This is a genomic window from Caulobacter sp. FV1ye6ST (genome assembly GCF_058681225.1).
This window is the reverse complement of the sequence record NZ_CM178733.1, coordinates 2,252,114-2,271,877: the sequence shown is the minus strand read 5'-3', so window position 1 is coordinate 2,271,877 and position 19,764 is coordinate 2,252,114. Positions and strand designations below refer to the sequence as shown.

The 19,764-nt window shown below is 67.9% G+C and carries 19 protein-coding genes; 2 read left to right on the top strand and 17 right to left on the bottom strand.

The features are described from left to right. Nucleotides 1-9 precede the first annotated feature (9 nt). A complete protein-coding gene (locus ACW175_RS11195) occupies nucleotides 10-273 on the bottom strand; it encodes an EscU/YscU/HrcU family type III secretion system export apparatus switch protein (RefSeq protein WP_099577655.1) in 264 nt (87 codons plus the stop codon). Next, a complete protein-coding gene (gene fliK / locus ACW175_RS11190; RefSeq protein ID WP_492104538.1) occupies nucleotides 270-2,012 on the bottom strand; it encodes a flagellar hook-length control protein FliK in 1,743 nt (580 codons plus the stop codon). Before fliK ends, ACW175_RS11195 begins: the two co-directional genes overlap by 4 nt. Before the next feature lie 118 nt (nucleotides 2,013-2,130). On the opposite strand from fliK, the gene ACW175_RS11185 reads away from it, so the two are divergent. Next, complete coding sequence (locus ACW175_RS11185; protein WP_492104537.1) at nucleotides 2,131-3,873, top strand: ATP-binding protein; 1,743 nt, start codon at nucleotides 2,131-2,133, stop codon at nucleotides 3,871-3,873. Here ACW175_RS11185 and lpxB read toward each other — a convergent pair. The 15 genes from lpxB to rpsB all read right to left on the bottom strand — a co-directional run bounded on the left by lpxB (nucleotide 3,832) and on the right by rpsB (nucleotide 18,754). Further along, entirely contained in the window at nucleotides 3,832-5,001 is a 1,170-nt protein-coding gene (lpxB, locus tag ACW175_RS11180) for a lipid-A-disaccharide synthase (protein ID WP_492104536.1), read from the bottom strand. The genes ACW175_RS11185 and lpxB overlap by 42 nt on opposite strands. Continuing rightward, entirely contained in the window at nucleotides 5,001-5,843 is an 843-nt protein-coding gene (lpxI, locus tag ACW175_RS11175; RefSeq protein ID WP_492104535.1) for a UDP-2,3-diacylglucosamine diphosphatase, read from the bottom strand. The genes lpxB and lpxI overlap by 1 nt, the downstream gene beginning before the upstream one ends. A gap of 9 nt (nucleotides 5,844-5,852) precedes the next feature. Then, nucleotides 5,853-6,644 (bottom strand): acyl-ACP--UDP-N-acetylglucosamine O-acyltransferase, encoded by a 792-nt coding sequence (gene lpxA, locus ACW175_RS11170; protein WP_492104534.1) that lies wholly within the window; start codon nucleotides 6,642-6,644, stop codon nucleotides 5,853-5,855. After that, nucleotides 6,641-7,120 carry a 3-hydroxyacyl-ACP dehydratase FabZ gene (gene fabZ, locus ACW175_RS11165; protein WP_492104533.1) on the bottom strand — a complete coding sequence of 160 codons (480 nt, stop codon included), beginning with the start codon at nucleotides 7,118-7,120 and terminating at the stop codon, nucleotides 6,641-6,643. Before fabZ ends, lpxA begins: the two co-directional genes overlap by 4 nt. After that, entirely contained in the window at nucleotides 7,117-8,142 is a 1,026-nt protein-coding gene (lpxD, locus tag ACW175_RS11160; RefSeq protein WP_492104532.1) for a UDP-3-O-(3-hydroxymyristoyl)glucosamine N-acyltransferase, read from the bottom strand. The genes fabZ and lpxD overlap by 4 nt, the downstream gene beginning before the upstream one ends. Nucleotides 8,143-8,192: 50 nt before the next feature. Next, nucleotides 8,193-8,831 (bottom strand): OmpH/Skp family outer membrane protein, encoded by a 639-nt coding sequence (locus ACW175_RS11155; protein ID WP_492104531.1) that lies wholly within the window; start codon nucleotides 8,829-8,831, stop codon nucleotides 8,193-8,195. Between the two features lie 2 nt (nucleotides 8,832-8,833). Further along, a complete protein-coding gene (gene bamA / locus ACW175_RS11150; protein WP_492104530.1) occupies nucleotides 8,834-11,200 on the bottom strand; it encodes an outer membrane protein assembly factor BamA in 2,367 nt (788 codons plus the stop codon). 17 nt (nucleotides 11,201-11,217) lie between these two features. Then, the gene (locus tag ACW175_RS11145) at nucleotides 11,218-12,414 is read right to left on the bottom strand and encodes a M50 family metallopeptidase (RefSeq protein ID WP_492104529.1); all 1,197 of its coding nucleotides are present in this window, start codon (nucleotides 12,412-12,414) and stop codon (nucleotides 11,218-11,220) included. A 21-nt stretch (nucleotides 12,415-12,435) separates the two neighbouring features. Further along, nucleotides 12,436-13,635: a 1-deoxy-D-xylulose-5-phosphate reductoisomerase gene (gene dxr / locus ACW175_RS11140; protein ID WP_492104528.1), complete on the bottom strand. Its 1,200-nt coding sequence runs from the start codon at nucleotides 13,633-13,635 to the stop codon at nucleotides 12,436-12,438. After that, entirely contained in the window at nucleotides 13,623-14,453 is an 831-nt protein-coding gene (locus tag ACW175_RS11135) for a phosphatidate cytidylyltransferase (RefSeq protein WP_492104527.1), read from the bottom strand. The genes dxr and ACW175_RS11135 overlap by 13 nt, the downstream gene beginning before the upstream one ends. After that, nucleotides 14,431-15,210: a polyprenyl diphosphate synthase gene (gene uppS, locus ACW175_RS11130; protein WP_492104526.1), complete on the bottom strand. Its 780-nt coding sequence runs from the start codon at nucleotides 15,208-15,210 to the stop codon at nucleotides 14,431-14,433. The genes ACW175_RS11135 and uppS overlap by 23 nt, the downstream gene beginning before the upstream one ends. Before the next feature lie 50 nt (nucleotides 15,211-15,260). After that, nucleotides 15,261-15,827: a ribosome recycling factor gene (gene frr / locus ACW175_RS11125; RefSeq protein ID WP_492104525.1), complete on the bottom strand. Its 567-nt coding sequence runs from the start codon at nucleotides 15,825-15,827 to the stop codon at nucleotides 15,261-15,263. A gap of 28 nt (nucleotides 15,828-15,855) precedes the next feature. Further along, nucleotides 15,856-16,596, bottom strand: a complete 741-nt coding sequence (gene pyrH / locus ACW175_RS11120) for a UMP kinase (RefSeq protein WP_099577639.1) — start codon at nucleotides 16,594-16,596, stop codon at nucleotides 15,856-15,858. Between the two features lie 186 nt (nucleotides 16,597-16,782). Beyond that, nucleotides 16,783-17,721: a translation elongation factor Ts gene (tsf, locus tag ACW175_RS11115; protein ID WP_492104524.1), complete on the bottom strand. Its 939-nt coding sequence runs from the start codon at nucleotides 17,719-17,721 to the stop codon at nucleotides 16,783-16,785. Nucleotides 17,722-17,869: 148 nt separating this feature from the next. Next, the gene (gene rpsB / locus ACW175_RS11110; protein ID WP_492104523.1) at nucleotides 17,870-18,754 is read right to left on the bottom strand and encodes a 30S ribosomal protein S2; all 885 of its coding nucleotides are present in this window, start codon (nucleotides 18,752-18,754) and stop codon (nucleotides 17,870-17,872) included. 357 nt (nucleotides 18,755-19,111) lie between these two features. Between rpsB and ACW175_RS11105 the strand changes: the two genes are divergently transcribed. Beyond that, nucleotides 19,112-19,762, top strand: a complete 651-nt coding sequence (locus ACW175_RS11105) for a haloacid dehalogenase-like hydrolase (RefSeq protein WP_492104522.1) — start codon at nucleotides 19,112-19,114, stop codon at nucleotides 19,760-19,762. Nucleotides 19,763-19,764: the final 2 nt, after the last annotated feature.

Here is a 19,764-nt window from a genome sequence, read left to right as displayed (position 1 = left end):
TTTTCGTTTCTAGCGCTTTAGCAGGAAGCTCAGGACCTCGGCGACGGCGCGGTAGAGGGCCTCGGGGATCTCCTCGTCGATCTCCAGGGTCGAGAGGGCCTGGGCCAGGACGGGGTCTTCCTCGATCGGAACCCCATGCTCGCGCGCGGTCTCGATGATCTTCTCGCCCAGCCAGCCTTGGCCCGACGCCACGACCTTGGGGGCGTTGGGGTCTTCGTAGAGCAGCGCCACGGCGATGCGCGGCCGCGCGGAAGGTCCGGTGATCCCGCTCATGAGGCCTGATCCACGAAGTGGCCCAGCGGACTCGCGCTGCTCGGACTGATCGGCGCGCCGGAATGGACGGCGACCTCGGGCGACAGCTCGGCCTGGCGCAGGGCCGCGCCCAGGCTCTCCTCGCCCGCGCGCAGGCGGGCGATCGTCTCGGCCCGCTCGGCCCACAGCGACACGCGCGTGCGCGACCCCGTCAGGGTCACCAGGGCGTGGACGGGACCCAGCGGCTCGAGGTCGATCGAGAAGCGCACCTTGTAGGTGCGCTCGGCCGGACCGACCACGCCGCCCCCGGAGCCGCCGCCATCGTGGCTGATCTCGAACTGGGCGACGGCCATGCCCTGGGGCGTCATGAACGGCAGGTCGAGGTTCAGCCGGCCGGCTTGTTGCGGTCGGGCCTCGACGGTCTCGGGCTCGTGCGCCTCGGGCAGCGAGGCGATCTGCAATAGGTCCTGACGGGCCAGGGCGCCGTTTGCCCCCTTCAGCAGGCGACGCACCAGTTCGGTGGGGGACTGGTCGATGGGGAGTTCGGGCGCGGCGGGCTTCTGGCCGGCCATCGGGCCGCCGGCGTAGGGCGGTGGCGGAACCTTGGAACGCGCGACCTCGGCCGGCGCCGCGCCATAGCCCCCTGCGGTCAACGGCCTGGGCTCGGTGGGCGCAACGGCGACCGGATCTTCCGCGAGAGCCTCCTCGGCGATCAGGCCCAACTGAACCAGCGCCGACATCGCGGCCCGGACGGGCGTCTGGACGGGCGCGGACGGCCTGGGCGCGGCGACGAAGGCGCCAAAGCGGGCGGCAAGGCCGTCGTCCTCTGGAGGCGGCTCCGGAGCCTTGGCGCTCGCTGGTAGAGTCGCCGGCGCGATATCGGGAGATTCGCGCGGCTGAAGCCGCTGCGCGACGGCCGGCGACACTTCGGGCGCGGCCTCAAGACCGGGCTGGATGGTCGCCGGATTGGCGGCGGTGAGCGGGCGCTGGGTTGTCGACGCCGCGACCGATGGCGCGCCGCGAAGCGAGGTGGGCGACGGCGTTTCCGCGTCTTCCTCGGCCGCGCGTATCGACACCGTCTCGGCGCCGGCCGCATCGAAGACCGGCTGCGGCGACGTCTTGGCCAGCCAGCTCGACAGCGCGCCCCGGAAGACCAGAAGAGCGGCCTTCATGTCGCCTGCCTCGGGAAAGCGCGGCGAACCCTCCTGGGCCGGCGTGGCGGCCGCCCGAGCCATCTGGGCCTCCAGGAACACGCCGGAACGCTCGACGGCCTGGCGCAGGCCCTGGGGCGTGGCGATCTCGGCGGCCGAGGAGACCTTGGCCAGCAGCGCCCTGCCCGCCTCGCGCACCTCGGCCGGCATGTCGGGACGTTCGACGATGGCGCGGACATTGGCCATCAGCGGAGCCAGGCCCGCCTGGCGCGGCACGGCTTCGGCGGCGGCGGCGCGCACCGCGCGGACCAGCCGTGTCTCGGGCCTGGCCAGAGCGGTTTGCTGAAGCGCCGGTGAAACGGCCTTGGCGCCGGGCGTATCGGCGGTGTGACCGGCGTCCTGGGTTCCGGCCTGCCCAGCCTGCTCGACGGGCGCGCCGGCCTTGGATTGAGTGGTAGACGGACGGCCGACGATCTCACCCAGCTGAGCGGTCGAATTGGCGAGCGCCTGGCGCGCCATGGCCTGCAAAGTCGCGACAGAATCGGCCCCCGTCCCAGCGCCGGGCGCTGGAAGGATCGGGGTCACGGGCGTGGTCGGGTCGATAGCCACGACAACGGCTCCACAGCGACAGTTATGGATAGGTTAGCCCCCTGGCGTAAATCGCTGGTTAACCTTCAAAGTATGAACTCTCGGCGTCTCGCCCTAAGGACGAGCTCTATTTCGGCGTGTGAGGTGCGTTCTGGATACGCGGTGGCTGAGCATCGTCGAGCATCGCCGCCGCGATCTGTTGTCCATCGTGCCGATGACCCTGCTGGCGGCCGCCGGGAGCTGCGCCTGGCTTGATCCCCGGATCTGCGCCGTCTGGTTGGCCGCCGCCTTGGTGCTGATCGCCGCCAGCCAGCTGCTTTGCCACTTCATCGCCAAGCGCGGCCAGGATGCGCCCGTCCTGGAAACCGTGCTGGCGGCCTTCACCCTGGTCTATACCTTTGTCTATGCCAGCCTGCCGTCGGCCCTGGTGCTGCTCGGCACGCGCGCGTCCGTGCTGGCCGGAGGCGCGATGATGGGCGCCATCGCGCTGAGCTGCACGGCCGAGTTCGTGATCTCGCGCCGGATCGGCCTTGCCGCCCTGGCCGCCGTGGTGCTGCAGGTGCTGCTGGGCGCGGCGTTGTCCATTCCTTCGACCGGCATCGTCCAGCTGGCGCTCTCCCTGGTCGCGGTGATGTGCTTCTTCGCCTATGTCCTGCGCTACGCCCTGCACCGCGAGGCGACGGTCCGGCAGATGGCGGAAGCCACCGCCCTGGCCCAGGCGCGCGAGGCCGAAGCGGCCAGCGCCAACCGGGCCAAGACCGCGTTCCTCGCGACCATGAGCCACGAGATCCGCACGCCGCTGAACGGTATCCTGGGCATGGCTCAGGTGATGCAGGCCGACGAACTGTCCCCAGCCCAGCGCGAACGCCTGGGCGTGGTTCGCCAGTCAGGCAAGGCCCTGACGGAAATCCTCAACGACGTGCTGGACCTGGCGCGCATCGAGTCCGGCCAGCTGGAGCTGCGTCCCGAACCGTTCGACTTGCGCGGGCTGCTGATCGGCTGCGGCCAGACCTTCGCCGCCCTGGCGGAGGGCAAGGGCCTGAGCCACGACCTGTCGATCGCCGCGACCGCCGAGGGCGCCTATCTGGGCGACGCTGGGCGGCTGCGGCAGATCCTGCACAACCTGCTGTCCAATGCCGTGAAATTCACGGAACGGGGCGGCGTCTCGATCGTGGCCGACTACGCCGCGGGCCGGCTTGAGCTGACCATCGCCGACACCGGTCCCGGCGTCGCGGCCAGCGAGCAGGAACGTCTGTTCGGCCGCTTCGTGCTGCTGGACGACATCGAAACCCGCCGCCACGGCGGCGCGGGCCTGGGCCTGGCTATCAGTCGAGAGCTGGCGCGCCGCATGGATGGCGACGTCACCCTGTTCAGCCGCCCCGGCGAAGGCAGCGCCTTCACCGTCGTTCTGCCGCTGACCAAGGTTGCCCCGCCCGCGGAGGCCGAGGCCGAGACCACGCCCGACGCGGCGCTGGACTTGCGGATCCTGGCCGCCGAGGACAATCCGACCAACCAGCTGGTTCTGCGCTCGGTGCTGCGCCAGGCCGGCGTCGAGCCCGTCATCGTCGACGATGGCGCCAAGGCCCTCGCCGCCTGGCGCGCGGGGCGCTGGGACGCGGTGCTCATGGACATCCACATGCCCGTCATGGACGGCCTGACCGCGCTTAAGGAGATTCGCCGCCTGGAGGTCGAGGAAGGGCGTCCGCGCACGCCCGTGATCGCCCTGACGGCCAACGCCATGCGCCACCAGATCGAGCTACTGATAGAGGCCGGTATGGACGACCATGTCGGCAAGCCGATCGATGTCGCCCAACTGCTGGGCGCGCTCGACCGGGCGGTCTCAGGCCGAAGCCAGACCCCGGCCCCCCAGGAAGTCGACTAGGACGTCGGCGGCGGCTTCCGACGGATCGGGCATGCCGCGGCCCATCTTGTCCAACGCCGCGCATTGCTCGGCCGCCTGAAGCGCGCGCAACGCCGGATCGTCGAGCAACCGCTCCACCTCGCGCGCCAGTCCCTCGCCCTCGCAAGCGTCCTGCAACAGTTCCGGCGCGACCTCCCGGTCGGCGGCGATGTTGAACAGCGTGACCCAGCGCGGCTTCATCAGGCGCTTGAGGATGGCGTAGGTTAGGGGCGCGGTCTTGTAGCCCACCACCATCGGGGCCCCCGCCAAGGCCAACTCGGTCGTCACCGTGCCGCTGCACGCCAGGGCGACGTCGGCGGCGACGAAGGCGTCGTCCTTCAGTGGCTCGTCTTCGATCACGTGAGCCCGGAACGGCCAACCGGCGACGCGGGCCTTGACCGCCTCGGCCACCGTGTAGGCGGCGGGCACGACGATCTCGAGCTCCGGCCGCTCGGCCTTCAAGCGGCGCACGGCGTCCTCGAAGGCGGGCAGGACGCGCTCGATCTCGGACGGGCGGCTGCCCGGCAGCACGAGCAGGACCGGATCAGAGGCCGAGGCGCCGATCGCCGCGCGCAGCCTCGCGCCGTCGGCATGGTCGAAGCGCTTGGCCAGCGCCGAATTGCCGACGAACACACTGGGCAGGTCCACGGCGTCGAAATAGGGCTTGTCCATCGGCTGGATCGACAGGAGCAGGTCGACGGACTTGGCCAAGCCCCGGGCGCGGCCGGGGCGATAGGCCCACACCTGCGGCGCGACGTACTTCACCAGCGGCAACTTGGGATCCAGCTTTCGCAGAGCGTGGGCCAGGCGAATGTTGAAACCCCAGCTGTCGATCAGGATCGCCACGTCGGGTCTTTCCCGGGCCGCCAGGGCGACGGTATCCTTCAGGCGAGCGACGACCGTCGGATAGGCCTTAAGCCCCTCCACGATACCCAGGATCGACAGCTGGGCTATGTCGAAGGGGCTAACGACCCCCTGCTCCGCCATTTTGGCTCCGCCGACACCGACGAACGTGACCTTGTCGCCCAGCCTCGATCGCAGCGCCTTGGCCAGGCTGGCGCCCAGGGCGTCGCCCGAGGCCTCGGCGGCGACCAGCATGACCTTCAGCATCAGGTCCGCCCCTGCGGATCGACCCCCAGCACGAAGAGGCCCAGGTCGTCGGCGCAGGCCGTCACGGCCTCTCGGTCGACCACCAGCAGACGGCCGGCCTCGCCGACCACGCCGGCCAGACCCGCACGGGCGGCGCGCTGTATGGTGGCGACGCCGATAGTCGGCAGATCGACCTTGGTTTCCTGGATCGGCTTGGGCGCCTTGGCGAGCACGCCGCGCGGACGCTCGGCCGAACCCCGGATCGCCTGGGGCAGCTCGGCGACCCGGCGCAGCATGGCGTCGGTGCCCTCCTGGGCCTCGACGGCCAGCACGAGGCCGTCACAGACCACGGCCCCCTGGCCGACGTCCAGTCGGCCGATCTCACGCGCCACCAGCAGGGCCTTGTCGATATCTGCCATGTGGTCGTCGCGCGGATAGAACTTGCCCAGGCGGCCGCGCGGCAGGGTCATCTCACCGACCACCTCGTGCGCGCCCTCGATCTCGAAGCCTTCCTTCTCGAACTCGTCCAGCACCCGACGCAGCAAGGCGTCGTCACCCTGGCGCGCCGCCTTGATCAGGCTGGGCACGATCAGCAGGCCGCGGGCATCCGGCATCAAGGCGGCGAAGTCCGGACGCTTCACGTCGCCCGCGAAGCAGACGACCTCGCAGCCCTCGGCCCGCAGCGCCTTGAAAGCCTTACCGAATTCTCCGATGCCGACCTCGGCGCCAGGATAGCGGGCCAGGGCCGGATCGGCGAAGCCGCGCAGGCGCATGACCGCGAAGGCGCGTCCGGCGGCCTCGCAATGGGCCGCCAGTTCGACGGGAAGCGCCCCGCCGCCTGCGATCAGACCGAGCTTGCGCATCACCCGATCCTAGACCTCGCGCTCGGGCAGGCAGAGCGGGCGGTTGGCGTCGGCGCGGATGAAGTCGACGATCTCCATGACCTCGGTGATCGCCGCGTGGGTCTCGGCCACGTCGTCGAGCCGCTCCTGGAAGGTGCCCTCGTCGGCGAACATCAGGCGATAGGCCGCGCGCAGGGCGTTGATCGTCTCGCGCGAGAAGCCCCGGCGTTTGAGGCCCACCAGGTTCAGGCCCTCGAGATGGGCGTGGTTCCCCCAGACCGAGCCGTACGGAATGACGTCCTTGGTCACGGCGGCTAGGCCGCCGATGAAGCTGTAGCGGCCAATGCGGGAGAACTGGTGCGCGGCGGCTAGGCCGCCCATGAACACGTAGTCACCGATCGCCACGTGACCGCCCAGGGTCGCGCCCTTGGCCAGCACCACGAAGTCGCCGACCGTGCAGTCGTGCGCCACGTGCGAACCGACCATGTAGAGGCCGTCCGAACCGATCGTGGTCACGCCCTTACCCGAGGCCGTACCCGTGTGCATGGTCACGTGCTCGCGGATGATGTTGCGCGGACCGATCAGCAGTTCGGTCTTCTCGCCCTTGTGGCCCAGATGCTGCGGCGGCCCGCCCAGATTGGCGAAAGGATGGACGATGCAATTTTCGCCGATCGTCGTCGCGCCTTCCACCACCACGTGCGACAGCAGGCGAACGCCGGCCTCGAGAGTCACGTCCGGACCGACGATGCTGTAGGGCCCGATCTCGACGTCCGAAGCGATCTTGGCCTCGGGCGCGATGATCGCGGTGGGATGGATGATCATGCCTTGGGCCCCGTCTCGACCACCATGGCGGCGAACTCGGCCTCGGCCGCCACCTTGTCGCCGACCTTGGCCACGCCCTTGAACTTGAAGATCGACGAGCGCGCACGCACCACCTCGACCTCCATCCGGATCACGTCGCCGGGCCGCACCGGACTGCGGAAGCGCACGCCGTCGATCGACATGAAGAAGATGGTCTTGCCCTCGGTGTCGACTTCCAGCGTCTTGCTCATCAGGACCGCGCCCGTCTGGGCAAGGGCTTCGATGATCAGCACGCCGGGCATCACCGGGTTGCCCGGGAAGTGGCCCTGGAAGAACGGCTCGTTGATCGTCACGCACTTGATGCCGACGATCGACTGGCCGGGCTTGTAGTCCTCGGCGCGGTCGACCAGCAGGAACGGATAGCGGTGCGGGATGCGCGCCAGGATTTCCGCGATGTCGATGTCGGTTCGCACCGTTTGCTCGGTGTTCTCGCTCATGGTCTGCCCCTCGTGCCTCGACCGCCCGCCATGCGCGACAGCCATGCGGTCTCCCGAAGCCACCGCTTGAGCGGCCGCGCCGGGAATCCCGTCCAAGTTTCGCCTTCCGGCACGTCCTTGAACACCGAGGCGGCCGCCCCGATGCTCGCGCCCGAGCCGATGTTCAAATGGTCGGCGACGCCGGCCTTGCCGCCGAACGCGACACCGTCACCGACGATCGTACTGCCCGACAGCCCGGTATAGGCCGCCAGGACGCAATTGCGTCCTACACGGACGTTGTGCGCGACATGCACGAGGTTGTCGATCTTGGTGTTCTCGCCAATCGTCGTGTCGGCGAAGGCGCCCCGGTCGACGCAGCTGTTGGCGCCGATCGTGACGTTGTCCTGGATCACCACCCGGCCCAGCTGGGGCATGTCGACCATGCCGCGTGGCCCGACGGCGGCGCCGAAACCCGCCTCGCCCAGCACCGCGCCAGCCGAGATCGACACCCGGTCGCCCAGCACGGCAAAGCCGATCACGGCGTTGGCGCCGATCACGCAGTCCCGGCCGATCAGCACGCCCGGACCGACCACGACGCCAGGACCGATCCGCGTGCCGCGCCCGATCCTCGCCCCCTGCCCGATCGTCACGTTGGGCGACAGCAGGACGCCGTCTTCCAGCGCCGCTTCGGGATGAATCGCGGGGGCCGTCGGATCATGGCGACGCGGCGCGTGAAGGCGGTTGACCGCCGAGGCCCACGCGGCCTGCGGATGCCTGGTGATCAGCGCGCCGCAGGCCGCCGGCAGAAAGTCGCGATGCTCCGGACGCACGAAACAGGCGCCCGCCAGGGTTGCCCCGGCGGCGTCCTTGCGCTTGGCGTCGGAGAAGAAGGTGATCGCCCCGAGGTCCGCGCTATCCAGCGGCGTGGCATGGGCGATGGCCCGGTCGCCCAGGGCGGCGTCAGCCAGTTCGGCTGCGCCGGCCCGGGCCAACTCGGAAAGCGATGCCGGACCCAGGTTGTCGAAGAAACGGGGGTCCGGCATGGCTCCTCACGAATAAGTTCCCCTAGGTAATCCTAAAGGAGACGATTCGCTTACTTATTGGTCGGTTGCAGGGCAGCGGCGCCCGGAGCGCCTTGGTCCAGACGTTCGCGATCGAAGGTCAGGGTCTTGATGCGCGCGTCGAGCGCCGCGACCACGGTGCCGGTGATGTCCATCGACGGGTTGGCCAGCATCACCGATTCACGATCGAACAGGATGCTGCACTTCTGCGCCTGATAGACCTGACGGATCGGCGTATCGAGTTCTTGATAGACGCGGGCCAGCGCCTTCTGCTCGGTGGCTTCGACTTCCTTCTGGCGCAGCTGACCCTTGCGCTGCCAGGCGTTGGCCTTGACCTGCAGAGCCGAGGCCTGCTGTTCCAGGGCGTCCTGGGCCAGGGTCGCCTTCTTGGCGTCGAGGGCCTTGGCTTCGTTGTCGAGACCGGTGCGCTCGGCGGTCAGCTCGGCGTTGACCTGTTGGATGATCGTCTTCAGGCGGGCGTCGACCGCCTTACCCACCAGCGAGTTGCCGACGGCGCCCTGGCTCGAGAAGATGCAGACGCCGGTCAGGGCCGGGCCGTGCGTGACAGCCGGAGCCGCGGGAGCGGCGGCCGGAGCCGTCTGAGCCGAGGCGCTGGTCGCGAGGGCGAGAGCGACGACGCTGGACGCGGCCGCGGACAGGAACTTGGACATGTTTATTGGAACCTTGTGGAGGTGGAGAACCGGAAGGTTTCGGTTCGATCGTAGTCTTCCTTGGCCAAAATGCGGCTGATATCGAATCGGATGGGGCCCATTGGGGACTTCCAGTCGATCGAGATACCAGCCGTCGCACGCAGGCCGAGGTTATCCTTGATGTTCGGATCGAAGACGCCAGGCGACTTCTGACGATCCACATCATCCAGCAGACCCGCCGTGCCCACGTCGCTGAACAGGGCGGCCTTGATGCCGTACTGCTCGGGCAGGAAGGTCGGGATGGTCAGCTCGAAGGTGCTGATGGCGTAGAGCTTCGCGCCCATCGAGTTGTTGGTGCTCGAGATGTCGCGCGGACCGATACCGGCGATCTCGAAGCCGCGGAACGAGGTGCCGCCGCGATAGAAGCGGTCGTTGATGCGGACATTGTCGCCGCCCCAGCCCTCGATATAGCCGAACGAGCCCGTGGCGCTGAACACCAGGTCCTTGGTGAAGCCCCAGTACCAGCCAGCGTCGGCTTCCGTCTTCAGGTACTTCACGTCGCCGCCGATGCCGGCCAGGTCCTGGTTCAGGTCGGCGAACCAGCCGCGAGTCGGGTTGATCGGGTCGTTGCGCTTGTCGATGCGCAGGCCATAGCCGATCAGCGAGGTGATGTAGGCGCCGCGCTGCAGGCAGAGGATCTGCGAGACCGAGCCACTGGTGCAGAGGCTGTCGGCCACGCTGACGTCGTCCTGGCGGAGCGTGTAGCGCAGGCTCATCGACGAGTCGTTGGTCAGCGGGAAGCCCAGGCGCACGTCGCCGCCGACCGACTTGGTGTCGTAGGCCGCGTAGTCCGACAGGTCATAACGGAAGGTGTACAGGTTGAGGCCCGCCACCAGGTTGCGACCCAGGAAGCGCGGCTCGCTGAAGCCGAAGTCGATCTGCTGGCGCAGCGAACCGACCGAGGCGCGCGCCCGTAGGTTCTGACCGCGGCCGCGGAAGTTGCGCTCGGTGATGCCGACATCGAGCACCAGCTTGTCCACCGAGCTGTAGCCGGCGCTGAACGACAGCTCGCCCGTCGGCTGCTCTTCGACCTTCACCTTCAGGCTGGTGCGGTCGGGAGCCGAGCCGGGGGTGTCCTCGATATCGACTTCCTTGAAGAAGCCGAGGCGGCGGATGTTGTTCTTCGAGCGGTCGACCAGCACGCGGTTATAGGCGTCGCCCTCGGCCACTTCGAGTTCGCGGCGCAGGACGTAATCCAGCGTGCGGGTGTTGCCGACGATGTCGATGCGATCGACATAGACGCGCGGGCCTTCGCGGACCTGGAAGACCACGTCGACGGTCTTGGTCTCGCGGTTGGGCACGTAGCGCGGACGCACGTCCACGAAAGCGAAGCCGGCCGCGCCCGCCGCGAAGGTCAGGGCGTCGGTGGCCTGCTCGATGCGCTCGTCCTCATAGAGTTGGCCGGCGCGGATCGGCAGGATCTGGGCCAGCAGGTTGCCGTCCAGCTTCTTGAGTTCGGTTTCGACGGTGACCTTGCCGAACTTGTATTTCGGGCCTTCGTCGAGAGTGTAGGTGACGGCGAAGCCGTTCTTGTCCGGCGCCAGTTCGGCGACCGACGAGACGACTCGGAAGTCGAAGAAGCCGCGGTTGCGGTAATGCTTGCGCAGCTGCTCGCGGTCGTACTCGATCCGGTCGGGGTCGTAATTGTCGTTGCTGGTCAGGATCTTGTACCAGCGGCTTTCCTTGGTCACGACCACGTCGCGCAGGTCGTTGTCCGAGTACTCGCTGTTGCCCAGGAAATTGATCCCCAGCACGCCGCTCTTGGGGCCTTCGCTGATTTCGAAGACCAGGTCGACGCGCTTCTGCGGCAGTTCCACCACCTTGGGCGTCACGGTCGCCGAGATACGGCCCGAGCGGCGATACAGTTCGATGATCCGCTGAACGTCGGCCTGCACCTTGGCGCGGGTAAAGATGCCGCGCGGGCGGATCTGCACTTCGTCCTTCAGCTTGTCTTCCTTCAGGGACGAATTCCCCTCGAAGACCACCTGGTTGATGATCGGGTTCTCGACGACCTTCACCACCAGATCGCCGCCCTGCATCTCGATCTTCACGTCGGCGAAGAGGTCGGTGCGGGCCAGGGTCTTGAGCGCCAGGTCAAGGCGCTGGGCATCAACGGTGTCGCCGGGCTGGATCGGCAGATAGGACAGAACCGTGCCCTGCTCGATGCGTTCATTGCCCTGAACGACGATGCGCTGGACCACGCCGGTCTGAGCAGCGGCCTGGGCGAAAGCCTGATGCGGAGCCACCAGGGCCGTCGAGCCGAGGAGCAGCGCCATACCCGTGGCGAACGCGGCGCTTTGGGCGCGAAGTTTGTGCATGGGACCAATCATGGACGAAGAGCGGGCGTTCACGTGAACAGGCCGCCGATGAATTTGAACACGTCGTAGCGGTTGAGGTCGTTCCACGCCGCGAACAGCATGAAACCCAGGATCAAGGCAAGCCCCGCACGGAAGCCCGCCGCCTGGAAATCCGCCCGTAGAGGCCGCTTGGCCACGGCTTCATAGGCGTACATCAACAGATGTCCGCCATCGAGGACCGGGATCGGCAGCAGATTCATGAAGCCGATGCTGACCGACAGGCTGGCGATCAGCAGCATGGACGAGATGAAGACCCGCAGCGCCATGGTGGCGACGTCGGGCGCGCCAGCGGCGCTGGCCTTGGTCACCGCGCCAGCGGTGTGGCCGATACCGATCAGGCCGCTGATCTGGTCGGCGGGCAGCTGACCGGTGACGAGGCGGCCCAGATAGAAGCCGATCGTCTTGATCATGTTCCAGACCTCGACCGTGGCGTCGGGTATGGCGGTCAGCACGCTGGAGCGCTTGAACTGGGTGACCCCGGCGTTCTCGATGCCCAGCTGCCCGGTCTTCATGCGGCCACTGATCTTGTCGTTGATCTCGACTAGGCGTGGCGTGGCGGTCAGGTGGACCTGCCGCGCGCCCCGCTTGACCGTGAAGTCGATCGGCAGATTGGCGCGCAGAGAGACATAGCCCTGCAGATCCTGGAACGTGCCGATCTTGCGGCCGTCGGCCGCGACGATGATATCGCCCTTCTTGAAGCCGGCCACGGCGGCCGCGCCGCCCGGCACGACACCGTTCACGCTGGCGGCGCGCTGCGGCGTGCCGATCAGCACCAGGAAGACGGCCATGATCAGGATGGCCAGGACGAAGTTCGACGCCGGACCGGCCACGGCGATGATCGCCCGCTGCCACACCGGCTTGAAATGGAAGTATTTGGAGACCCCCTCCTCGCCTTCACGCCGCACGATCGAGTCGCGCATGGCGGCCAGGTTGTCTTGGTCCGGCACGCTGGCGGCGTTTTCGTCGCCGGAGAAGCGGACATAGCCGCCCAGGGGGATCGACGCGACGCGCCACTCGACGCCGTGCTTGTCACGCCAGGACAGCAGCGGCGGGCCAAAGCCGATCGAGAAACAATCGATGGCGACCCCGCAAGCCCGCGCGGCCCAGTAGTGCCCCAGCTCGTGGATGGTCACCACGACGGACAGCACGAAGGCCGTGGACAGGATGAAGATCAAGACGTCAGTCATAAGGTTGGCCGGTCCCCCGGATCAGAGCCGGCGATGCTTTTGCGCGACAACCTCGGCCGCAATGCGGCGAGCGCTGGCGTCGATCATCATCGCGTTGTCGACAGCGTCACTTTCCGCCACGGCGAGGTTGCCCAGACTGTTCATACGCTCAAGGGTTCCCGCCACCGAGGCGGCAATATCAAGAAAGCCAATCCGCCGGTCAAGGAAAGCAGCGACGGCGACCTCATTGGCCGCATTCATCGCCGTCGGCGCGCCCCCGCCAAGGCGCAGGGCCTCGCGGGCGATTCCGATCGACGGAAAGCGATCCAGGTCGGGTGATTCGAACGTCAGCTGGCCGTAGGCGGCCAGATCCAGGCGCGGCGCGGGCCATGGCAGGCGGTCCGGCCAGGCGAAGGCGCAGGCGATCGGCGCGCGCATGTCCGGCGGTCCCAGCTGGGCCAGGGTCGAGCCGTCGGCGTACTCGACGAGGCTATGGATGACGGACTGGGGGTGGATCACGACGTCGATGCGGTCCTCGGGCGTTCCGAACAGGTAGGAGGCTTCGATCATCTCGAGCCCCTTGTTCATCATCGTCGCGGAATCGACCGAAATCTTGGCGCCCATGCTCCAGTTCGGGTGGGCGATGGCCTGCTCCGGGGTCGCCGCCGCCATGGCGATCTTGTCCCAGGTGCGGAAAGGCCCGCCGGAAGCGGTGAGGATCAGTCGCGCCACGCGATGGGCGCACGCCGGCTGCAGCACCTGGAAGATGGCCGAATGCTCGGAATCGACCGGGATCACCGAGCCGCCGGCCGACTGCGCGATGGCCAGCAAGGCCGGACCGGCGCAGACGAGGCTCTCCTTGTTGGCCAGGGCTATGATCGCGCCCGTGCGAGCCGCCGCCACCGTCGGCGCCAGGCCGGCCGCGCCGACGATGGCCGACATCACCCAGTCCGCGCCCATGGCGGCGGCCTCGGCCACGGCGGCCGCGCCGGCGGCGGGCCGCACGCTGGTTCCGGTCAAGCCATCCTTCAGGGCCTGAAACTTGGTCTCGTCCTCGATGACAGCGACCTGGGGCTTCCAGCGGCGGGCCTGCTCGATCAGGCGCTCCACATTGCGCCCGGCCGTCAGGGCCAGAATCTCGACCTCGACGCCGGACTCCTCGAACAGGCTCAAGGTCGAAAGGCCGATCGATCCGGTCGAGCCCAGCACCACCACCTTGCGGGGTAAGGTCAATGCGCCCATCCCAAGTGGTCGATCAACCGGACGGCGGCGATGACGATCGCCGCGAACATCAGGCCGTCCACGCGATCCAACAGGCCGCCATGGCCGGGGATGATGTCGCCGCTGTCCTTGACCCCGAAGCGGCGCTTAAGGATCGACTCCCAAAGGTCGCCGGCCATGGTCGCCAGGCCGCCCAGGAAGCCGATCAGGGCCGCCGCGGGCCAGATCAGCTTCAGGTGGGCGAAATGCGCGACCAGAACGGCGCCGATCGTCGCCGCCACCAAACCGCCGACGAAGCCCGCCCAGGTCTTGTTGGGCGAAATCTGGGGCCACAGCTTCGGCCCCTTGAAGATGCTGCCCGCCACATAGGCGAAGATGTCGGCGAACCAGGTCACCACGAACAGTAACAGCGTCCACCAGAGACCATCGGCCGGCAACGAACGGATCCACACCAGCGCGATGACCGCCGGGGCAATATAGACGACGCCATAGGCCGCGTCGGCCCGACGCTCGACCGCGCCGCGCGCGATCAAGCCGGCCAGGAAGGCCCCGGCCAGCACGACCGACCAGGCGATAAGGAATTGATGCAGGTAGGCGGCGATGACCGCGACCGCGCAGAACAGGCCGACCACGGCGCCGACGGCGTTGGGTGACTTGGGCGCGCTGATCTTGCCCCACTCGCGCGCCAGCAGCGCCGTGCAGACTAGGGCCAGGGCCAGGAACCAGAAGTTCCCCAGCCAGACGGCGGCCACGACCATAGGCACGAGCACGGTGGCCGAAACCACGCGCGTCTTCAGGTTACTCCAGTTGAAGCGCTTAGCCGGCGACGGCGACGTCATCGGCAGCGACCCCTCCGTAGCGTCGATCCCGACGGCGATATTCGGCGATGGCCGCCGCCAGCGCCTCGGGCCCGTAGTCGGGCCACAGCACGTCCTGGAAGACGAGCTCGGCGTAGGCGCATTCCCAGAGCAGGAAATTCGAGATTCGGCGTTCGCCGCTAGTGCGCACGATCAGGTCCGGCGCGGGCGCCGAGGCGGTCGACAGGAAACGCTCGAAAGTTTCTTCTGTCAGATCCGCGGCCCTGGCCTCGCCGCGCTCGACCTTCTCGGCGAAGGCGCGGGCCGCATCCGTGATGTCGGCTTGGCCGCCGTAGTTGAAGGCCACCTGCAGCGTGAACTGGGTGTTGCCCTCGGTGCGCTTCTCGGCCCGGTCGATGACCTCGGCGATGTCGGCCGACAGGCCCGTGCGGCGACCGATGATACGGACGCGCACACCCGCCTTGGCCAAGCGCTCGAGGTCCGATTCGACATAGGCCTTGAGCAGGTTCATCAGCTCGGAGACCTCGTGCGCCGGCCGGCGCCAGTTCTCGGTCGAGAAGCCGAACACCGTCAGAACACCGACGTTCTGAGCCTGAGCGCCCTCGACGGTGCGCTTCAGCGCATTGACCCCGGCGCGATGGCCGAGGACGCGCGGCATCCCCCGCTGTTTCGCCCAGCGGCCGTTGCCATCCATGATAATGGCCACGTGCAGACGTTGGTCGGCCGCCTCGCCCCCGGCGCGCCCCGACACGTTCTGCGGACCGGTGGTCGCCGGCATTCGCTTCAACCTTCCCTCGTCGCTCCCCCATCAACTCGCAGGAGGGGCGATTAGACCTGCATGATCTCTTGTTCTTTGATTTTCAAGGCCTCGTCGACGCGCTTGATGGCCTCGTCCGTGATCTTCTGGACCTCGGTTTCCATCTTCTTGCGCTCGTCCTCGGCGATCGCGCCGTCCCTCTCGGCCTTCTTCAGGTCGTCGTTGGCGTCGCGGCGGACGTTGCGGACGGCGATCTTCTGCTGTTCCGCGTACTTGCCGGCGATCTTGGAGAGATCCTTGCGGCGCTCCTCGGTCAGCGGCGGGATCGGAATGCGCAGATTCTGACCTTCGACGACAGGGTTCAGGCCCAGGCCCGAGGCGCGGATGGCCTTCTCGACCGAAACGACGACCCCGCGGTCCCAGACGCTGACATTGATCTGGCGCGGCTCGGGCACGCTGACCGACGCCACCGCGTTCAGCGGCGTGGTCGAGCCGTAGGCCTCGACCATCACCTGGTCCAGCAGGCTGGCGGACGCCCGGCCCGTGCGCAGGCTGGCGAACTCTTCCTTCAGGGCGGCGATGGTCTTGTCCATTCGCTCGCGGTAACGCGACAGGACGGGTTTCTCGGCGGCGGCCATGGCGGGCTCTCCTCGCGGTTCTCTATCTTCAGGCGGCGCGGTCGGCGGCGACCACGGTGTGGGTCCCCTCGCCTCGCAGGACGGTCAGCAGATTGCCGCGCCCCTTGATCGAGAAGACCACGATCGGAATGTTGCTGTCGCGCATCAGCGCCACGGCCGAGGCGTCCATGACCCGCAAATCCTTGGCCAGCACGTCCATGTAGGTCAGGCGGTCGTAACGCTCGGCCTTCGGATCCTTCTTGGGGTCGGCCGTATAGACGCCGTCGACGCTGGTGCCCTTGAACAGGGCGTCGCACTGCATCTCGGCGGCGCGCAGGGCCGCGGCGGTGTCTGTGGTGAAGAACGGGTTGCCGGTGCCCGCGGCGAAGATCACCACGCGCCCCTTCTCGAGGTGACGCTGGGCGCGGCGGCGGATGTAGGGTTCGCAGACCGTGGCCATCGGGATCGCCGACTGCACGCGGGTCTCGACGCCGATGCGCTCAAGCGCGTCCTGCATGGCCAGGGCGTTCATCACGGTGGCCAGCATGCCCATATAGTCGGCGCTGGAACGCTCCATGCCCTTGGCCGCGCCGGCCATGCCGCGGAAGATGTTGCCGCCGCCGATCACCAGGCACAGCTCGACGCCGGACTTGACGATCTCGGCCACGTCGTCGGCGACGGATTGAACGGTGTTGGTGTCGATACCGTAGGGCGTGTCGCCCATCAGGACCTCGCCGGACACCTTCAGCAGGATGCGGCGATATTTCTGGGGCGCGCTGGTATCGGACATTGGACCGCTATTCCTGAGTCGTCGGCACGCACATACGTGCGTTCTACAGAAGTGGGGAGGGTTTTGCCAACCGTCCTCACCCTCTGACGGGGTGTCGAACGGCAGGCGCAAAAAGGGCGCGGCGCGCGTCTAGACGCGCCGCGCCCTGATTGTTCGCCGGGGCCCGAAGGTCCTGGCGATCAAGCCTTAGGCCTGGCCGGTCATCGAGGCGACTTCGGCGGCGAAGTCGTCCTGCTTCTTTTCAACGCCTTCGCCCAGGGCGAGACGCGTGAAGCCCTTCACGGCGATCGGGGCGCCCAGGGTCTTGCCGGTCTCGGCGACCAGTTGCTCGACGGTCTGGTCCGGGTTCATGACGAAGGCCTGCTTCAGCAGCACGACTTCTTCCAGGAACTTGCGGATACGGCCTTCGATCATCTTTTCGACGACCGCCGGCGGCTTGCCCGACTCCAGAGCCTGCTCGGTGAACACGGCCTTTTCACGCTCGATGGCGGCCGGGTCCAGATCGTCCGGCGACAGCGACAGCGGGGCGGTCGCGGCGACGTGCATGGCGATCTTGCGGCCCAGGTCGCGCAGGGCGGCCTTGTCGCCGGTCGACTCCAGGGCCACCAGCACGCCGATGCGGCCGAGGTCCGGCGCGGTGGCGTTGTGGATGTAAGAGGCGACGACGCCGTTCTCGACGGTGTGCTTGGCCGCGCGACGAACCATCATGTTCTCGCCAATCGTGGCGATCAGGTTGGTCAGGTGATCCTGCACGCTCTCGCCGCCAGCCAGCTTGGCGGCGGTGATGGCGTCGACCGAGCCGTCGGTGCCCAGAGCGGCGCCGGCGATCTGACGAGCAGCGCCCTGGAACAGGTCGTTGCGCGACACGAAGTCAGTTTCGGCGTTCACTTCGACGGCCGTGGCGGTTTCACCCGCGCCCTGGTCGGCCGTGGCGATGGCCACCAGGCCTTCAGCGGCGGCGCGATCGGCCTTCTTGGCGGCCTTGGACAGGCCCTTGGCGCGCAGCCAGTCGATGGACGCTTCGATGTCGCCGTTGTTTTCCGACAGCGCCTTCTTGCAGTCCATCATGCCGACGCCGGACTTTTCGCGCAGTTCTTTAACCAGCGCAGCCGTGATCTCAGCCATGGAAAATCTCCATATTCAAACGGTTAGCGACCGGGCTTGTCGCCCGCCTAATCCATAAAGAGTAGCGACCGGGCTTTTAGCCCGGTCGCATGTCAGGGTCGCGACGGCCTCGGCATCCCGGCGAACCGGGGCGGAGGCGCGTAGGGAATCAGCCTTCGGCCGATTCCGGAGCAGCTTCGACAGCGGCTTCCGGGGCGGCCTCGGCGGCCACTTCCGGAGCGGCTTCAGCAACCGGAGCAACTTCGGCGACGGCCGGAGCGGCTTCAGGTTCCGGAGCCAGAGCGCGCGCCAGGGCCGGCTCGGTCGGGTTCACGGCGGCGCCCAGGTCGACGCCCGAACCGGCTTGGCCAGCGGCCAGACCGTCCAGGACGGCGTCAGCGATCAGGTCGCAGTACAGTTGCAGAGCGCGGGCGGCGTCGTCGTTACCCGGGATCGGGTAGGTGATGCCGTCCGGATCGCAGTTGGTGTCGAGGATGGCGACGACCGGGATGTTCAGCTTGCGGGCTTCCAGGATCGCGATCGCTTCCTTGTTGGTGTCGATCACGAACATGATGTCGGGGATGCCGCCCATGTCCTTGATGCCGCCCAGCGACAGTTCCAGCTTGTCGCGCTCGCGCGTCAGCTGCAGCAGTTCCTTCTTGGAACGGCCTTGGCCTTCGCCGGCCAGAACGCCTTCCAGCTCGCGCAGACGCGCGATCGAGCCCGAAACGGTACGCCAGTTGGTCAGGGTGCCGCCGAGCCAACGGTGGTTCACGTAGTATTGGGCGCAGCGCTTGGCGGCCGTGGCGACCGGGTCGCTGGCCTGGCGCTTGGTGCCGACGAACAGCACGCGGCCACCGGCGGCGGCGACTTCACGGACCTTCACCAGGGCTTGGTGCAGCAGCGGGATCGACTGCGACAGGTCGATGATGTGGATGTTCGAGCGCGAGCCGAAGATGTAGCGGTCCATCTTCGGGTTCCAGCGGTGCGTCTGGTGGCCGAAGTGGGCGCCGGCTTCCAGGAGCTGACGCATGGAGAATTCGGGAAGAGCCATCGGGCCTATATCCTTTTTCCGGTTGAACCTCCGCGGACACCCCCGTTCCAGACCATTCTGGAGCGGGACCGGAACGGCGACGCCGGGATGTCTCCCCGGTGCAACCGAACGTCCACGTGTGGAATGGCCGCGCAGATAGTCTCTCAGCGGAGAAAAAGCAAGTCCTCGCCGTGAGGACCGGCGCCGGCCGCAAGGTTGATCCATCGTGACGGCGGCGACCGCGACACCCATCCCCGAACCGGGCCAGCATCCCCCGTCCCTCCACAGGACGAGCGGAAAACCGTCGCCGTACCGACATAGTGATGTGGCCCAATCCACCCGGCGTCGTCGTTCTGAACGGCATAGCTGGAGGACGTCATGCTCGCGGTCTTCGATCTGGACGGAACCTTGCTGGACGGCGACTCCACGGGCCTGTGGCTCTGGGGGCGGGTCAGGCGCTCGCCCCTGCGCGCTCTGGCGGTCCTGGCGGTCGCCCCGTTCGCCGCGCCGTTGGTGATGATCCCGCGCACGCGCCGACTTGGCGCGTCGATCCTGCTGTGGATCGCGACGGCGGGCTTGACCGAACGAGCCCTACGCGAGTCCTGCGCGCGGTTCGGCGACACCTTCCGGGCCGGCGACAGCGCCCTCGCCTGGCGCGCTGGAGGGCTCGCGGCGCTGGAAGCGCATCTGGAGGCCGGCGACCGCGTCGTGGTGGTCACGGCCGCGCCGGCCATCCTGGCGCAGGCCCTGATCGGCCCGCTCGGCCATCCGATCGAGGTGCTGGGCACCTCCCTGAAGCGCCGCGGCGGCGGCTGGGTCGCCGACGTCCACTGCCGCCACCAGCGCAAATGCCAAGCCCTGGCCGAAGCGGGCCACGGCGCGCGCTGGGCCTATGCCTATACCGACAGCCTCGACGACCTGCCCCTGCTCCGCGGCGCGGAGAAGCCCGTGATCGTCAAGGGCGGCGAGAAGGCCGCGCGGCGGCTGTTCCGGGCTGGCCTGGCGAACGGACGCGCCGCGGCCTGGTGATC

Excerpts from the sequence above, each read along its gene's own strand:
- lpxA (WP_492104534.1), bottom strand. The coding sequence starts at position 6,644 with ATGATCATCCATCCCACCGCGATCATCGCGCCCGAGGCCAAGATCGCT.
- ACW175_RS11195 (WP_099577655.1), bottom strand. The coding sequence starts at position 273 with ATGAGCGGGATCACCGGACCTTCCGCGCGGCCGCGCATCGCCGTGGCG.
- tsf (WP_492104524.1), bottom strand. The coding sequence starts at position 17,721 with ATGGCTGAGATCACGGCTGCGCTGGTTAAAGAACTGCGCGAAAAGTCC.
- rpsB (WP_492104523.1), bottom strand. The coding sequence starts at position 18,754 with ATGGCTCTTCCCGAATTCTCCATGCGTCAGCTCCTGGAAGCCGGCGCC.
- lpxI (WP_492104535.1), bottom strand. The coding sequence starts at position 5,843 with ATGCGCAAGCTCGGTCTGATCGCAGGCGGCGGGGCGCTTCCCGTCGAA.
- ACW175_RS11155 (WP_492104531.1), bottom strand. The coding sequence starts at position 8,831 with ATGTCCAAGTTCCTGTCCGCGGCCGCGTCCAGCGTCGTCGCTCTCGCC.
- lpxD (WP_492104532.1), bottom strand. The coding sequence starts at position 8,142 with ATGCCGGACCCCCGTTTCTTCGACAACCTGGGTCCGGCATCGCTTTCC.
- uppS (WP_492104526.1), bottom strand. The coding sequence starts at position 15,210 with ATGCCGGCGACCACCGGTCCGCAGAACGTGTCGGGGCGCGCCGGGGGC.
- dxr (WP_492104528.1), bottom strand. The coding sequence starts at position 13,635 with ATGGGCGCATTGACCTTACCCCGCAAGGTGGTGGTGCTGGGCTCGACC.
- bamA (WP_492104530.1), bottom strand. The coding sequence starts at position 11,200 with ATGATTGGTCCCATGCACAAACTTCGCGCCCAAAGCGCCGCGTTCGCC.
- fabZ (WP_492104533.1), bottom strand. The coding sequence starts at position 7,120 with ATGAGCGAGAACACCGAGCAAACGGTGCGAACCGACATCGACATCGCG.
- lpxB (WP_492104536.1), bottom strand. The coding sequence starts at position 5,001 with ATGCTGAAGGTCATGCTGGTCGCCGCCGAGGCCTCGGGCGACGCCCTG.
- pyrH (WP_099577639.1), bottom strand. The coding sequence starts at position 16,596 with ATGTCCGATACCAGCGCGCCCCAGAAATATCGCCGCATCCTGCTGAAG.
- ACW175_RS11145 (WP_492104529.1), bottom strand. The coding sequence starts at position 12,414 with ATGACTGACGTCTTGATCTTCATCCTGTCCACGGCCTTCGTGCTGTCC.
- ACW175_RS11105 (WP_492104522.1), top strand. The coding sequence starts at position 19,112 with ATGCTCGCGGTCTTCGATCTGGACGGAACCTTGCTGGACGGCGACTCC.
- ACW175_RS11135 (WP_492104527.1), bottom strand. The coding sequence starts at position 14,453 with ATGACGTCGCCGTCGCCGGCTAAGCGCTTCAACTGGAGTAACCTGAAG.
- frr (WP_492104525.1), bottom strand. The coding sequence starts at position 15,827 with ATGGCCGCCGCCGAGAAACCCGTCCTGTCGCGTTACCGCGAGCGAATG.